This window comes from Acidovorax temperans, from assembly GCF_006716905.1.
Classification (GTDB): domain Bacteria; phylum Pseudomonadota; class Gammaproteobacteria; order Burkholderiales; family Burkholderiaceae_C; genus Acidovorax; species Acidovorax temperans.
The window spans coordinates 1,648,374-1,662,728 of sequence record NZ_VFPV01000001.1 but is presented as its reverse complement, the minus strand read 5'-3'; the positions used below and the strand labels follow the sequence as shown (position 1 = coordinate 1,662,728).

The following is a 14,355-nucleotide window of genomic DNA, read 5'->3' as shown; positions in this document are numbered from 1 at the left end:
CAAACTTGGCTACGTTTCAGGGCGCCACCGTAAAAACTGGCGCTACCCAGGCCGGGGCAGCCGAGCAAGGGCCGCCCCGCAGCGAGGGCTGCGTCCTCCCTCCCGCGCGCAGCGCGAGAGAGGGGGAAGGCGCGAAGCGACTCAGGGGGTGTTTCATGTCAGTGCGGGAAGGGCCACAGGCGCAGCTTCTGCTTGGCGGTGGACCACAGCTTGGCCAGGCCGTGGGGCTCCACGATCAGGAACCAGACGATCAAGGCGCCGAAGATCATCAGCTCGGCATGGGACACGCCCGCTGTCGAAATCTCGATACCGAACAGGCCCAGGAAGGCAGGCAGAAACTGGTTGAGCACGATGGGCAGCACCACGATGAAGGCCGCGCCAAAGAACGCACCCATGATGGAGCCCAGCCCGCCGATGATCACCATGAACAGCAGGCGGAACGACACTTCCACCGAGAACGCGGCAGGCTCCCACGCACCCAGGTGCACAAAGGCCCACAGTGCGCCCGCCATGCCCACGATGAAGGAGCTGACGGCGAAGGCGCTGAGCTTGGCGTACATGGGGCGGATGCCAATCACGGCGGCGGCCACGTCCATGTCGCGAATGGCCATCCACTCGCGGCCAATGGCACCGCGCACCAGGTTCTTGGCCAGCAGGGCCACCACCACCAGAATAGCCAGGCAGAACACGTACTTGCTGGTGGCGCTGTCAATCGGCATGCCCAGCACTTGCAGGTTGGTCACCGACACCGAGCCCGAGTCGGAGTTGTTGGTGAACCACTTGATGCGCAGGAACATCCAGTCGCTGAAGAACTGCGCCGCCAGCGTGGCCACGGCCAGGTACAGGCCCTTCACACGCAGGCTGGGCAGCCCGAACAGAATGCCGAAGAACGTGGCGCACAGCCCGCCAAGGATCAGTGCAGGAATCAGCGGCATGCCGGGGAAGCGCACGAAGAAGTTGTAGGCCCCGTAGGCCCCCACGGCCATGAAGGCGCCTGAGCCCAGCGAGATCTGCCCGCAGTAGCCCACCAGGATGTTCACCCCCAGGGCGGCCAGCGCCATGATGACGAAGGGAATCAGGATGGCGCGGAAGATGTAGTCGCTGGCAAACGCAGGCACCACCAGGAAGGCCACCGCGAGGATGAGCCCGATGGCAATGCGGTCCTGCGCGATGGGGAAGATCTGCTGGTCAGCGCGGTAGCTGGTCTTGAACTGGCCGTTTTCGCGGTAGAGCATGGTGTGTCTCCTGTTGTTCTTGTGGTGGGTTAGGCGCGATCAATGATCTTTTGCACGGGGGCGCACCTGCGGTGCCACGCGGAGCCTGCGGCCCCGCTGACAACGCGCGGTGCGCGTTGTGCCTCCTTCGAAAAATTATTGGTCTCGTATTTCATACGCGATCAATAATTTTTTCTCCGAACAAGCCCTGAGGCCTGAAGAGAAGGAACACCAGCGCCAGCACATACGCAAACCAGATCTCGATGCCCCCGCCCACGAACGGGCCCAGGTACACCTCGGAGAGCTTCTCGCCCACACCGATGATCAGACCGCCGATGATGGCGCCGGGCACCGAAGTCAGGCCGCCCAGAATCACCACGGGCAGAGCGCGCAGGGCCACGGTGGTCAGCGAGAACTGCACTCCGAGCTTGCTGCCCCAGATCATCCCGGCCACCAGGGCCACCACACCGGCCACGCACCACACGATCACCCAGATGCGGTTGAGCGGAATGCCGATGGATTGCGCAGCCTGGTGGTCGTCCGCCACGGCGCGCAGCGCACGGCCGGTGGAAGTCTTCTGGAAGAACACCGACAGCAAGGCCACCAGACCCGCAGCAATGGCGGCGGCAATCACGTCTTCCTTGTTGATCAGGATGCCGCCCTGGAACACGGTGTCAAAGGCGAAGATCGGCTCCTTGGGCATGCCCACGTCGATCTTGTAGATGTCGCTGCCAAACAGCGTTTGGCCCAGGCCTTCGAGAAAGTAGGTAATGCCCAGTGTGGCCATCAGCAGCGTGGCGCCTTCCTGGTTGACCAGGTGGCGCAGCACCAGCTTTTCAATCAGCCAGGCCACCACGAACATGATGGCGCCTGCAATCACGAAGGCGGCCAGGTTGGCTACGATGGGGTTGTCGATGCCCGTCCACTTCGGAATCCACTCGGCAAAGCGGGCCATGGCCAGCGCTGCGAACAGCACCATGGCGCCCTGCGCAAAGTTGAACACGCCCGAGGCCTTGTAGATCAGCACAAAGCCCAACGCGACCAGCGAATACAGCATGCCGGCCATCAGGCCGCCGATGAGGGTTTCAAGAAAGAATGCCATGTTGTTGTTCTCAGAGTCTGTTCAAAGTCTTTTCATGGAGTACGTTGCCCCGCAAAGGCAGTGGGTGCAAGGCGTCCACCGCAAGCCGCACTGGTGTGCGGCGAGGATGGGCAACGCCGCAGACGCTGCCTTTGCGGGACAACCCGAAGGGCATGGCAACAAACGGCCACGCTCGTTGTTGCCCGACTTGCCCAGGCCGCCAGCATGTGCCGCGGCGGGCGCCTAGATCGTGTCCGTTTGTTGTCATGCGTACCCCGTGAAAAGGCTTCGAACAGACTCTTAGTGCGATGTGCCCAGATAGGCACTGATCACGTCTTCGTTGTTGCGCACTTCGTCAGGGCTGCCGTCACCGATCTTCTTGCCGTAGTCCAGCACCACCACGCGGTCGCTGATGTCCATCACCACACCCATGTCGTGCTCGATCAGCACGATGGTGGTGCCGAACTCGTCGTTCACGTCCAGGATGAAGCGGCACATGTCCTGCTTCTCTTCCACGTTCATGCCGGCCATGGGCTCGTCGAGCAACAGCACCTGCGGCTCCATCGCGAGAGCCCGGCCCAGGTCCACGCGCTTTTGGAGGCCGTAGGGCAGCTGGCCCACGGGGGTCTTGCGGAAGGCCTGGATTTCAAGGAAGTCGATGATGTGCTCGACGTATTCGCGGTGGCGGATTTCCTCGCGTTCGGCAGGCCCGATGCGCAGCGCCTGCAGCAGCAGGTTGCTTTTGATCTTGAGGTTGCGGCCGGTCATGATGTTGTCGATCACGCTCATGCCCTTGAACAGCGCCAGGTTCTGGAAGGTGCGCCCGATGCCCATCTCGGCCACCTGGCGGCTGTTCATGTGATCAAACGTCTTGCCCCGGAAGGTGATGGAGCCTTCGGACGGCGTGTACACCCCGTTGATGCAGTTGAGCATGGAGCTCTTGCCGGCGCCGTTGGGGCCGATGATGGAGCGGATCTCGTGCTCTTTGACGTTGAAGGAGATGTCGGTCAGCGCCTTTACGCCGCCGAACCGGAGGCTGATGTTCTTGACGTCGAGGATGACGTCGCCGATCTTTTTGGTGCTCATGGGTTGCTTCCTGGCGCGTTCAGGCGGCGCTCTTGACGGGCGGGAAAGTCTTGGTGTCCATCAGCTTGAGCGTGGCGCTCACGCTGCCGGTGCGGCCGTCTTCAAACTTCACCTGGGTCTCGATGTACTGCTCGGTGCGGCCTGCGTACAGGGCGTCTACCAGTGCAGCGTATTTCTCGGCAATGAAGCCACGGCGGACCTTGTTGGTGCGCGTGAGTTCGCCGTCGTCGGCGTCCAGTTCCTTGTGCAGCACCAGGAAACGGCTCACCTGGCTGCCAGCCAGCAGGGCGTCGTTGGCCAGGTCGGCATTCACCTTTTCAATGCAGTCGCGGATCAATTCGTACACCTCGGGCTTCTGGGCCAGGTCGGTGTAGCCGGCGTAGGGCAGGTTACGGCGCTCGGCCCAGTTGCCCACGGCATCGAAGTCGATGTTGACCATGACGCAGACCTTCTCGCGCTTGTCGCCCAGGGCCACCACTTCCTTGATGTGCGGGAAGAACTTGAGCTTGTTCTCCACGTACTTGGGCGCGAACATGGCGCCATCATTGGCGCCGCCCTGGATGCGGCCCACGTCCTTGACGCGGTCGATGATCTTGAGGTGGCCGTGTGCGTCCAGAAAACCGGCATCGCTGGTGTGGTACCAGCCGTCGGCCGTGAGCACTTCGGCCGTGGCGGCCGGGTTCTTGTAGTACTCCTTGAGCAGCCCGGCGGACTTCACCATGATTTCGCCGTTGTCGGCCACCTTGATCTGCACGCCACGGATGGGCACGCCCACGGTGTCGGCGCGGGCCTGGTTGTCTGGCTGCAGGCACACGAACACGGCGGTTTCGGTGGAGCCGTACAGCTGCTTCAGGTTGATGCCGATGGAGCGGTAGAAGGTGAACAGGTCGGGGCCAATGGCCTCGCCCGCTGTGTAGGCCACCCGCACGCGGGAGAAGCCCAGGTTGTTGCGCAGCGGGCCGTACACCAGCAGGTTGCCCAGGGCGTACTTGATTTTGTCGATGGTGCCCACGGCTTCGCCGTCCATCAGGGCGGGGCCCACGCGTTTGGCCACACCCATGCAGGCCTCGAACATCTTGCGCTTCAAGGTGCCTGCGTCTTCCATGCGAATCATCACGCTGGTCAGCAGACCTTCAAAAATGCGCGGCGGCGCAAAGTAGTAGGTGGGGCCCACTTCCTTGAGGTCGATGGTCACGGTGCTGGCCGACTCGGGGCAGTTGACCACGTAGCCGCAGGCCAGCCACTGGGCGTAGCTGAAGATGTTCTGGCCAATCCAGGCGGGGGGCAGGTAGGCCAGCACTTCTTCGCTGCTGGTGAGCTTGTCGAACTCGGCGCCCGCTGTGGCGCGGTCGAGCAGCGTGCTGTGGGTGTGCACCACGCCCTTGGGGTTGCCCGTGGTGCCGGATGTGAAGAACATGGCCGCCACATCGTCTGGCTGGGCCTTGGCCACCTCGGCCTTGAACCAGCCGGGGTTCTTGGCCACAAAGGCGCTGCCGGTTTCTATCAGCGAGTCCAGCGCGTCCAGGCCTTCTTCGTTGTAGTTGCGCAGGCCACGGGGGTCGTCATAGATGATGTGTGCAATCTGCGGGCACTGCTCGCGGATTTCGAGCAGCTTGTCCACCTGCTCCTGGTCTTCCACCAGGCAAAAGCGCACTTCGGCATTGTTCAGCGGGAAGATGCATTCGGCGGCTACGGCGTCCTGGTACAGCGGCACCGGAATCGCACCCAGCGACTGGGCTGCCAGCATGGTGGCGTACAGGCGGGGGCGGTTGGCGCCGATCACCACCATGTGTTCGTGGCGCTGCAAGCCGGCCTGGTGCAGCCCGGCTGCCACCTTTTCCACCAGCTGGGCCAGGTCTGCCCAGGTGTGGGTTTGCCAGATGCCATATTCTTTTTCGCGCAGCGCCGGGCTCTGGGGCCTCTGGGTGGCGTGCTGCAACAGCAGCTGGGGAAACGTCGTCTTCATTCCGTGTCCTCTTTGATCGGTATCTGTCCCGGGTGCAACAGACCTTCTCAGCTGCCAGGTGCCGCCGCGAGGTGTTGCTCTGGCATAAATACTAGGACTGGCTTTGACGTTATTTTGTCTTTTGGACGACAATCTACGGGAAACTCCTCATCGGGTTAAACCCTCCCTGTCCCGTGACGTTGCCGGTTTTTGCCGGCTTTTGGGTGACGCTTGCCGGCATGAATCACGATTTGTCTTTGCACCAGCGCCGCCGCGCGCCCACTTCAGAGGAGTTGAAGGGCATTCCGTGGCTGGCACAGCTTCAGCCAGCCGCGCGAACGCGCGCTGTGGCTTCCCTGTTGGTGGGTGATGCCCTGCCCGGCGACTTCGTGTGCCGCGTCGGCAGGCCCGTGACGTACTGGTTCGGCGTGGTGGAGGGGCTGCTCAAGATGAGCAGCGACAACGCCCAGGGCCAGACCATGACGTTCACGGGCGTGCCCCCTGGCGGCTGGTTTGGCGAAGGCACTGCCATGAAGCGCGAGCCTTATCGTTACAACATCCAGGCGCTGCGCAAGAGCGTGGTGGCCGGCCTGCCCATTGACACGTTTCACTGGCTGCTCGACCACTCCATTGCGTTCAACCGGTTCGTGATGCACCAGCTCAACGAGCGGCTGGGTCAGTTCATTGCCGCGCGCGAGATTGATCGCCTCAACAACCCCGACGTGCGCGTGGCCCGCAGTCTGGCGTCACTGTTCAACCCGGTGCTCTACCCCGGCGTGGGCGAGGTGCTGCGCATCACCCAGCAGGAGCTGGCTTACCTGGTGGGGCTGTCGCGCCAGCGGGTCAATGAAGCGCTGATGGCGTTGCAGGCGCAAGGCGCCATTCGTGTGGAGTACGGCGGCGTGCGTGTGCTGGACCTGGCAGCGTTGCAGTCCAGCGTGTTTGTCCGCAGGGCCTCTGCCACTGAGGGCTGAGCGCCGATTGCTCGGATTCCGTAGGCTAGCTGCGGGGCAGGGCGATGCGCTGATTCGCTAGCGCCTGGTCTGCAAGGGCCGCTGGGGTAGGTGCCTCCCATACCCGGGCCTGGGCGTGTTCGCGGGTGAGGCGGAAGGTGTGCACCATCTGCGTCAGGCGCCCCGCCTGGTCCTTGAGGCTTTCGGCGGCGGCAGCGCCTTGCTCCACCAGTGCAGCGTTCTGCTGCGTCATTTCTTCCAGCGATCCCACGGAGTGGCTCACTTCGGTGATGCGCTGGCTTTGCTCCTGCGTGGCGGCGGTGATCTCGGCCATGATGCTGGAGACCTGCCGCACCGATTGCACCAGCTGCGCGATGCTGTCGCCCGCGTGGTTGACGAGCGTGGCGCCCGCCTGAACCTGCTGGGTGCTGTCGTTGATGAGCGCCTTGATCTCGCGCGCCGCGTTGGCCGCGCGACCTGCCAGGCCGCGCACCTCGCTGGCCACCACGGCAAAGCCCCGGCCTTGCTCGCCCGCGCGGGCAGCTTCCACCGCGGCGTTCAGCGCCAGGATGTTGGTCTGGAAGGCAATGCTGTCGATCACGCTGGTGATGTCGGAAATCTTGCGCGAGCTGGCGCTGATGGCGTCCATGGTCTGCACCACCTGGGTCACCACTTCGCCTCCTTCTGCCGCCGCGGTGGATGCTTTGGCCGCCAGGCCGTTGGCCTGATGGGCGGCCTGCGCACTTTGCGCCACGGTGCCCGTCAGATCGCCCAGCGCCTGGGAGGCGCCTTGCAGGTTGTGAGACGTCTGCTCGGTGCGGATGCTCAGGTTCTGGTTGCCTGAAGCCACTTCAGAGCTGGCCACCAAAATGGAGTCTGCGGCCTGCCCGATCTCGGCCACCAGACTGCGCAGCCGGTCTTGCATGGCGGCAATCGCTTCCAGCAGCCGGCCGGTTTCGTCGTGGATGCGCACTTCCACTTGCGACGTCAGATCGCCCCGTGCAATGCGCTCCGCCACCACCACGGCACGGGCGATCGGTTGGGTGATGCTGGCGGTGATGCGCCAGGCAATCAGCAGACCGAGTGCCATGGCTGCCACCACCAGCACGCCGCCGATCCAGCGCGCACGGCTCTGGATCGCTTCGGCCGAAGCGGCGGCTTCGTCATTGAGCCTGTTTTGCAGCGCAATCAACTCGCCCAGCTGTTGCCGCCAGATGGATTCAGCCGGTGCGGCGCGGGTCATCAGGTTCAGGCTGGCGGTGACGGTGTCGCCATCGTCCGCTGCTTGCATCGCGCTCTTAATCTCTGGCCTGGCCTTTTGGGCTGCCGCCTGCACCTGCTGCAGCAACGCAGTCTCGGCGGCGCTGGCGCTGGCCGGGGTAATGAGTTGTGCGAGCTGCGCTTCCTGCTTGGCGTATTCCTGCAAGGTCTTTCGCACGGCCTGGATTTGCTCCTGCGCCTGCTTGGGGTCGATTTCGTTGAGCATGGCGCTGGAGCGGCTTAACAAGGTCATCGCCTGCGTTTTCTGCTGTTGGTTTTGGTGCTATGAAAATTGACAGCATAGTTTCCTTGCGCAGTGTGCGCGGACTCAGTGCAACAATGTCCGCTTGTGTTCGGTTCTGTTACATCTTTGGGAGCTGCTCCATGCCTTCGCTGTCTCTGCTTTCGCGCTTGCGTTTCCGTTGGCAAAGCCCCTTTGGCCTTGCCGCAGCGTTGGCTGTCGGCAGCTTGGTGGCGGGTTGTGCAGCCCCGGTTCAAGAACCACTGGAGCTGCGCGAACAAGTCGTTGCGGTGACTGCTGCACATGAGCTGCTGACGTTCAACGCTGCCAGGCCCGACCACATCCTGGAGCGCAGGCCGCTGCAAGGCTTGCCGGCGGGTGATAAGCTGGTGGGCATCGACTTTCGCGTGGCGCGGGGTGTGCTGTATGCGCTTGCACAATCAGGGCGCCTTTACACGCTGGAGTTGGGCACAGGCCAGCTCACCCCCGTGGGCGCTGGTACACCGCCCGTGGCGTTGAAAGGCTCGGCGTTTGGCGTGGACTTCAATCCTGCGGCTGACCGGGTGCGGGTGGTGTCGAACCTGGGGCAGAACCTGCGCCTGCACCCTGACACGGGCGCCCAAGTGGATGGCGACAACTTGCGCCCAGGGCTGCAGTCAGACCCCTACCTTCGCTATGCGTGGAGTGATGTGAACCACGCGCGTGCGCCCGAGGTGGTCGCTGCCGCGTACACCTACAACCCCAACGACGGCAAGCTCACCACCAACTACGCCATTGACCGGGCCTTGGGGGTGTTGGTCATGCAGGGATCGCGCGAGGGTGAAACCCCCGTGGTCTCGCCCAACACAGGGCAACTGCGCACCGTGGGCTCCTTGGGCCTGGGGCCGTTGACGGACGCCTCGATGGACATTTCCGACGTGAACAACACCGCCTTGGCGGCCGTGCGAACGGCGGGCAACCCCAAGACGCAGCTGCACCTGATCGACCTGAACACCGGCAAGGCCACGCTGCTGGGGGTGGTGGCTGACGGCAGCCCCCTGGTGGGCATGGCGATTGAGCCATGACGCAGTCTGGTGCTTGCTGGCGGTGGGCCGCGCGCGCCGTGGTCTGCTGGGCTGCCTTCAGCAGTGCAGGCGCATGGGCTGCCAGCGTGCAGGTGGAAGTGGTGGATGAAGCGGGCCGCCCGGTGAATGGTGTCGTGGCGTTTCTGGAGTCTGCGGCCGCCAGTGCCTAGACCAAGCCCCTGGCGGGGGCCGAGATGGCGCAGCAAGGCAAGCAGTTTCTGCCGGGGGTACTGGTGGTGCCGGTGGGCACTTCCGTGCATTTCCCGAACCGCGACAGCGTGCGCCACCATGTGTACTCGTTTTCTCCTGCCAAGAAATTCGAGCTCAAGCTCTATACCGGCACGCCCGCCAATCCCGTGGTGTTTGAACGGGCGGGCGTGGTCACCCTGGGTTGCAACATCCACGACCGCATGGTGGGCTGGATTGTGGTGGTGGACACGCCGTATTACGCGCAGGCTGCCGAGAGCGCCGCACAGGTGCAGATCAACGGCGTGCCGGCCGGCAACTACAAGCTGCGCGTCTGGCACCCCCGCATGGCTCCGGGCGCTGCCGCCCATGAGCAACCAGTGGCACTGCCTTGCCACCGGCAATGTGCGCGCTGCGGCCAGGCTGGTGGGGTTGGCGCCTTGATGTGGAGGATCCTCGGCCGTAGCTTGATCCTGCGCCTGGTGGGGGTGTCCCTGTTGCTGCTGCTGATCGTGCAGCTGGCCGGGTTTGCCGTGGTGCGCGCCGGCATCGAGCGCAACGCCCGCAGCCAGATTGCGCGCCAGCTTGATGTGGACGAAAACGTGTGGCTGCGCCTGCTGGAGCAAAACGCCGCGCGTCTGCGCCAGGGCTCGGCCCTGCTGGCGGCGGATTACGGGTTTCGGTCTGCGGGTCATTCTGGCGACGAGGAAACCATCCATTCGGTGCTGGAAAACCATGGAGAGCGCATCGGCGCCGCAGCCACGGCGCTGCTGGATACCAACATGGCCTACCGCGCACTGACGGCCCCGTCGTCCGCCCAGGCCTTCATTCCCACTCTGGGGCAAGTGGCGCCGCAACTGGCGCGCAGCCCCCAGGGCAGCCAGATTGCCGTGGTGGATGGCGTGCCCTACCAGTTTGTGATGGTGCCCATGCGCGCGCCTGTGCTCATGGGCTGGGTGTTGATGGGCTTTCCGCTCGACCAGGCGCTGGCCGATGAAATGCGCCGGTTGTTGTCGGTACAGGTGGCGCTGGTGGTGCAAGAGGCCGATGGGCGAGTGACCGTGCCCGTGAGCACGCTGCCAGCCGCTCAGCGCGACCAGATCGTTGCGCAAGGCGGTCAGGTGGATGAGATCGATTCGCCCGACGGGGTGCTGCTGTCACGCTCCAGCCCCCTGCCCAGTGTCAATGGCCAGGTGCAAGCATTGCTGCTGCGGTCGGTGGACGCGGTGGTGGCTCCCTATCGCCAGTTGCAGCTGCTGCTTGCATTCATTACCGCTGGCGGCGTATTGCTCTTTGCGCTGGGCAGTGGCCTGATGGCCCAGCGCGTGATCACCCCGTTGCAATCCCTCATGCGCGCCACCCAGCGCCTGTCGCGGGGTGAGTACGACACCCCCATGGAGCACACCCGTAGGCAGGACGAAATTGGCCGGCTGGCGCGTTCGTTCGACCGCATGCGCGTGGACATCGGCGCACAGCAAAAGGAAATCATGCGGCTGGCCTATTGGGACCGGCTGACAGGACTGCCCAACCGCGAGCGCTTTCGCGAAACCCTGGTGCGGGCCCTGGAGCCTGGCGCAGGCCAAGCTCCGCCGGTGAGCGTGCTGACGCTGGATCTGGACCGCTTCAAGCATGTCAACGACGTGATGGGTTACGCCTTTGGCGACCGTTTGCTGCAAGCCGTGGCGCAGCGGCTGGCTGACCTGGTGACGTCACCTGACGACATGGTCGCGCGCCTGGGAGGCAATCAATTTGCCGCGCTGCTGCGGGGAGCCGACGCACCCGGGGCGCATGCGGTGGCCCAGCAGATCCTGACCTCGTTTGAGCAGCCCCTGGCCTTGCAGGACCAGACCGTGGATCTGAGCGCCGGCATCGGCATCGCTTGCTGGCCCGGCGATGCACAAGACGCCGACATGCTGCTCAGCCACGCCGAAATCGCCATGTACGCCGCCAAGCGCAAGCTCAGCGGCGCGTTGCGCTACGACGCCTCGATTGATTCGGTCAGCGCCCAGAATCTGTCGCTGCTCACGGAGCTGCGCCGCGCCGTGGAACGCAACGAACTGCAGCTATACCTGCAGCCCAAGGTGCCCCTGCATGGCCAAAGCGGCTGTGCTGCAGAAGCCCTGGTGCGCTGGCAACATCCGCAGCGCGGCATGGTGCCGCCGATGGAGTTCATCCCCTTTGCCGAGCAAACCGCGTTTGTGCGCCAGCTCACCCTGTGGATGTTTGAGGAAGTGGCGAAATTCCTTGCCCAGCCCGCTCAGCAGAACCGGGGTTTGCGGGTGTCTGTCAACCTGTCCACGCGCGACCTGCTGGACCCGGACCTCAGCCACAAGTTGGCTGCTCTTCTGGATCGCCACGGGGTGAAGGCGTCATTGTTTTGCCTGGAGATCACCGAAAGCGCCATCATGGACGACCCCCTCCGCGCCGAAGCCATGCTCAACCGGTTGTCCGAGCAGGGCTTCAAGCTCTCCATCGACGACTTCGGCACGGGCTATTCGTCGCTGGCGTACCTCAAGCGGCTGCCGGTGGACGAGCTCAAGATCGACAAGTCGTTTGTGATGGGCATGGAGCAGGGGGAGGACGACGCGATGATCGTGCGCTCCACCATTGATCTGGCCCACAACCTGGGCCTGACCGTGGTGGCCGAAGGCGTGGAGACCGGCGGTATTCTGGAGCGCCTGCGCGCGCTGGCCTGTGACGAAGCCCAGGGCTACCACATCAGCCGGCCCATGCCTGCGCAAGAATTTCTGGCGTGGCAGCAAAGGCAGGGGTAATCTTCGCAACGCCAGATGAGCAGGCGCCGCCCGGCGGCGACAATACGCCCAATGTCTTCATCCAGTTCCCGTCCACCCCAAAGCCCCGCTGGTGCCACTGCGCCAGCCGAAGGCGCTTCCGCGCGGCCCGTGCTGCGCCGCCCCAACCTGTCGGCCAAGCCAGCACCTGCCGCAACGGCCCCGTCCAGGGCCTCCGCACGGCCTGCCGCAGCAGGCGCGCGACCTGCTGCAGCGCGATCCGAGCGCGCCATCGGCCCCACGTCAACTCGTACCTGGTCTGCCGATGCAGGCGGGCGGCCTGCGCCAGCGCAGCCGCAGCGCCCTCCGGCAGCGCGCTCCGCTGCTCCTCGGCCCGCCGCTGCCCCGGGGGCAAGGCCTGCGTCGGCAGGTGGCGATACCTCGCGCTTGAACAAGCGCATGGCCGAGCTGGGTTTGTGCTCGCGCCGCGAGGCCGATGACTGGATTGCCCAAGGCTGGGTCAAGGTCAATGGCGAGGTGGCGCCCATGGGGCTGCAGGTCACCGCTGCAGACCGCATTGAGGTGGACAAGATTGCCCAGGGTTTCCAGGAGCAGCGCGTCACCATTTTGCTGAACAAGCCGATCGGCTATGTCAGCGGGCAGGCCGAGGATGGCCACACGCCCGCCGTGGCCCTGATCAATCCCCGCACCCACTGGCGCGAGGACCCCAGCCGCAACCGCTTCTCTCCGCCGCAGTTGCGGGGCCTGGCGCCTTGTGGACGGCTCGATATCGACTCGGTGGGCTTGTTGGTGCTGACCCAGGACGGGCGTGTGGCGCGGCAGATCATTGGCGAAGACTCTGAGGTGGACAAGGAATACCTGGTGCGCGTGGTCTACCAGGCACCGGGCCAGGCGGTGCCACGCCACCCTGGCGAGCGCTCCGTGCCGCTGCAGGAAATCGACGAGCGTGACCCTGTCAGCACCAACGTGCAGGCGGTGTTCCCCAAAGAGTTGCTGGAACGCCTGCGCCATGGCCTGAGCCTGGACGGTGAGCCGCTCAAGCCCGCCAAGGTGGAGTGGCAAAACCCCGAGCAGCTGCGCTTTGTCTTGACCGAAGGCAAGAAGCGCCAGATTCGCCGGATGTGCGAGCTGGTGGGGCTCAAGGTGGTGGGGCTCAAGCGCATCCGCATTGGGAGGGTGACGCTGGGCAACCTGCCCGTAGGCCAGTGGCGCTACCTGGGACCGCACGAGCGGTTTTGAGATTTTTTTGTGGCCGCACAGGGTGCGGCACCGGGGGCGTTGCTAGCATGACCGCATCCGTCTGTTCTAAGAGGAGATGTCTGTGAGTGAAGAGAAATACCGGTTGGTCACCCGCAGTGACTTCGATGGCCTGGTGTGCGCCGTTTTGCTCAATGAACTGAACCTGATTGACGAGATCACGTTCGTCCACCCCAAGGACATGCAGGATGGCAAGGTTGCCATCACGTCGCGCGACATCACCACCAACCTGCCCTACGTGCCGGGTGCGCACCTGGTGTTCGACCACCACGAGTCGGAAACCGTGCGCAATGCAGGCCGCCGTGACACCAACCACATCATTGAGGCCCATGCCCCATCCGCGGCGCGCGTGGTCTATAACCATTACGGCGGCAAGGCCGCGTTCCCCCGCATCACCGATGAGATGATGGCGGCGGTGGACCAGGCCGACTCGGCCCAGTATTCGCGCGAAGACATCCTCGACCCGCAGGGTTGGGTGCTGCTGAACTACCTGATGGACTCACGCACCGGCCTGGGCCGTTTCCGCGATTTCCGCATCAGCAACTACGCGCTGATGATGGATTTGATCAAGTACTGCCGCGACCACACCATCGAGGAGATTCTGGAGTTGCCCGACGTGCAGGAGCGCGTGGCCCTGTACCGCGAGCATGCCGTCAAGGCCAGGGAGCAACTGGAGCGCTGCGCCATTGAGCTGGGCAACCTGGTGGTGCTGGACCTGCGCCAGGAAGAAACCATCTGGGCCACCAACCGGTTCACGATTTACGCGCTGTTCCCGCAGGCCAACATCTCTATCCACGTGATGTGGGGCCTGCAAAAGCAGAACACCGTGTTTGCCACGGGCAAGTCCATCCTCAACCGCAGCAGCAAGACCCATGTGGGCAACCTGATGCTGGAGTTTGGCGGTGGCGGCCACGCCGCTGCGGGCACCTGCCAGGTGGCCAACGAGAAGGCAGACGCGGTCCTCAAGATGCTGGTAGAACGCATCAACACCGACGGTTGAAGCTTGCTGCTTGCATATTGATCCGGCAGGCTTTATTCGTAAACCTTGCTCGGGCTGAGGTGTCGAAGCCCCTCGACGGGCTCAAGTTGAACGGCATCTGGACTCTGCAATAAACCGTGCCGGATCAATAAGAGCGGCTAACAAAACTCAGCGAAGCGGTTCTGGCTAGGCGCTGTGTCGTCGGCAGTACGAGCAGTACGACAAGACACAGCAACGACGCCAGAAGAGTTTTGTTAGCCGCTCTAAGTGGGGGGCTCGCCCCCTCTTGAAACCTTCACCCCTGCCCATAAATCACGCCTGCCGGGCTGGCACGCG

Annotated in this window: 11 protein-coding genes; 6 read left to right on the top strand and 5 right to left on the bottom strand. The window is 64.0% G+C overall.

Going from position 1 to position 14,355, the window contains the following annotated elements:
* Window positions 1-158 precede the first annotated feature (158 nt).
* The 4 genes from BDD18_RS07950 to BDD18_RS07935 form a co-directional block, all read right to left on the bottom strand.
* Window positions 159-1,235 carry a branched-chain amino acid ABC transporter permease gene (locus tag BDD18_RS07950; RefSeq protein WP_044395549.1) on the bottom strand — a complete coding sequence of 359 codons (1,077 nt, stop codon included), beginning with the start codon at window positions 1,233-1,235 and terminating at the stop codon, window positions 159-161.
* A gap of 151 nt (window positions 1,236-1,386) precedes the next feature.
* Window positions 1,387-2,316: a branched-chain amino acid ABC transporter permease gene (locus BDD18_RS07945; protein ID WP_142082351.1), complete on the bottom strand. Its 930-nt coding sequence runs from the start codon at window positions 2,314-2,316 to the stop codon at window positions 1,387-1,389.
* Window positions 2,317-2,595: 279 nt separating this feature from the next.
* Window positions 2,596-3,381 (bottom strand): ABC transporter ATP-binding protein, encoded by a 786-nt coding sequence (locus BDD18_RS07940; protein ID WP_044395553.1) that lies wholly within the window; start codon window positions 3,379-3,381, stop codon window positions 2,596-2,598.
* A gap of 19 nt (window positions 3,382-3,400) precedes the next feature.
* Window positions 3,401-5,347 carry an AMP-dependent synthetase/ligase gene (locus BDD18_RS07935; RefSeq protein WP_142082348.1) on the bottom strand — a complete coding sequence of 649 codons (1,947 nt, stop codon included), beginning with the start codon at window positions 5,345-5,347 and terminating at the stop codon, window positions 3,401-3,403.
* Between the two features lie 218 nt (window positions 5,348-5,565).
* On the opposite strand from BDD18_RS07935, the gene BDD18_RS07930 reads away from it, so the two are divergent.
* Window positions 5,566-6,300, top strand: a complete 735-nt coding sequence (locus BDD18_RS07930; RefSeq protein WP_044395556.1) for a Crp/Fnr family transcriptional regulator — start codon at window positions 5,566-5,568, stop codon at window positions 6,298-6,300.
* Between the two features lie 25 nt (window positions 6,301-6,325).
* Here the strand turns inward: BDD18_RS07930 and BDD18_RS07925 are convergent, their stop codons facing one another.
* Entirely contained in the window at window positions 6,326-7,792 is a 1,467-nt protein-coding gene (locus tag BDD18_RS07925) for a methyl-accepting chemotaxis protein (RefSeq protein WP_142082345.1), read from the bottom strand.
* A 131-nt stretch (window positions 7,793-7,923) separates the two neighbouring features.
* On the opposite strand from BDD18_RS07925, the gene BDD18_RS07920 reads away from it, so the two are divergent.
* From BDD18_RS07920 to BDD18_RS07900, 5 genes are all read left to right on the top strand, one after another.
* Entirely contained in the window at window positions 7,924-8,844 is a 921-nt protein-coding gene (locus BDD18_RS07920) for a DUF4394 domain-containing protein (protein ID WP_142082343.1), read from the top strand.
* A complete protein-coding gene (locus tag BDD18_RS22470; protein ID WP_244939011.1) occupies window positions 8,841-9,014 on the top strand; it encodes a hypothetical protein in 174 nt (57 codons plus the stop codon). Before BDD18_RS07920 ends, BDD18_RS22470 begins: the two co-directional genes overlap by 4 nt.
* 459 nt (window positions 9,015-9,473) lie before the next feature.
* Window positions 9,474-11,804, top strand: coding sequence for a putative bifunctional diguanylate cyclase/phosphodiesterase (locus BDD18_RS07910; protein WP_244939038.1), 2,331 nt, complete (start codon window positions 9,474-9,476; stop codon window positions 11,802-11,804).
* Window positions 11,805-12,221: 417 nt separating this feature from the next.
* A complete protein-coding gene (locus BDD18_RS07905; RefSeq protein ID WP_044395562.1) occupies window positions 12,222-13,022 on the top strand; it encodes a pseudouridine synthase in 801 nt (266 codons plus the stop codon).
* Between the two features lie 82 nt (window positions 13,023-13,104).
* On the top strand, window positions 13,105-14,040 hold the full coding sequence (locus tag BDD18_RS07900; protein WP_066693869.1) for an exopolyphosphatase: 936 nt from the start codon (window positions 13,105-13,107) through the stop codon (window positions 14,038-14,040).
* Window positions 14,041-14,355: the final 315 nt, after the last annotated feature.

Excerpts from the sequence above, each read along its gene's own strand:
- BDD18_RS07950 (WP_044395549.1), bottom strand. The coding sequence starts at position 1,235 with ATGCTCTACCGCGAAAACGGCCAGTTCAAGACCAGCTACCGCGCTGAC.
- BDD18_RS07945 (WP_142082351.1), bottom strand. The coding sequence starts at position 2,316 with ATGGCATTCTTTCTTGAAACCCTCATCGGCGGCCTGATGGCCGGCATG.
- BDD18_RS07940 (WP_044395553.1), bottom strand. The coding sequence starts at position 3,381 with ATGAGCACCAAAAAGATCGGCGACGTCATCCTCGACGTCAAGAACATC.
- BDD18_RS07935 (WP_142082348.1), bottom strand. The coding sequence starts at position 5,347 with ATGAAGACGACGTTTCCCCAGCTGCTGTTGCAGCACGCCACCCAGAGG.
- BDD18_RS07930 (WP_044395556.1), top strand. The coding sequence starts at position 5,566 with ATGAATCACGATTTGTCTTTGCACCAGCGCCGCCGCGCGCCCACTTCA.
- BDD18_RS07925 (WP_142082345.1), bottom strand. The coding sequence starts at position 7,792 with ATGACCTTGTTAAGCCGCTCCAGCGCCATGCTCAACGAAATCGACCCC.
- BDD18_RS07920 (WP_142082343.1), top strand. The coding sequence starts at position 7,924 with ATGCCTTCGCTGTCTCTGCTTTCGCGCTTGCGTTTCCGTTGGCAAAGC.
- BDD18_RS22470 (WP_244939011.1), top strand. The coding sequence starts at position 8,841 with ATGACGCAGTCTGGTGCTTGCTGGCGGTGGGCCGCGCGCGCCGTGGTC.
- BDD18_RS07910 (WP_244939038.1), top strand. The coding sequence starts at position 9,474 with ATGTGGAGGATCCTCGGCCGTAGCTTGATCCTGCGCCTGGTGGGGGTG.
- BDD18_RS07905 (WP_044395562.1), top strand. The coding sequence starts at position 12,222 with ATGGCCGAGCTGGGTTTGTGCTCGCGCCGCGAGGCCGATGACTGGATT.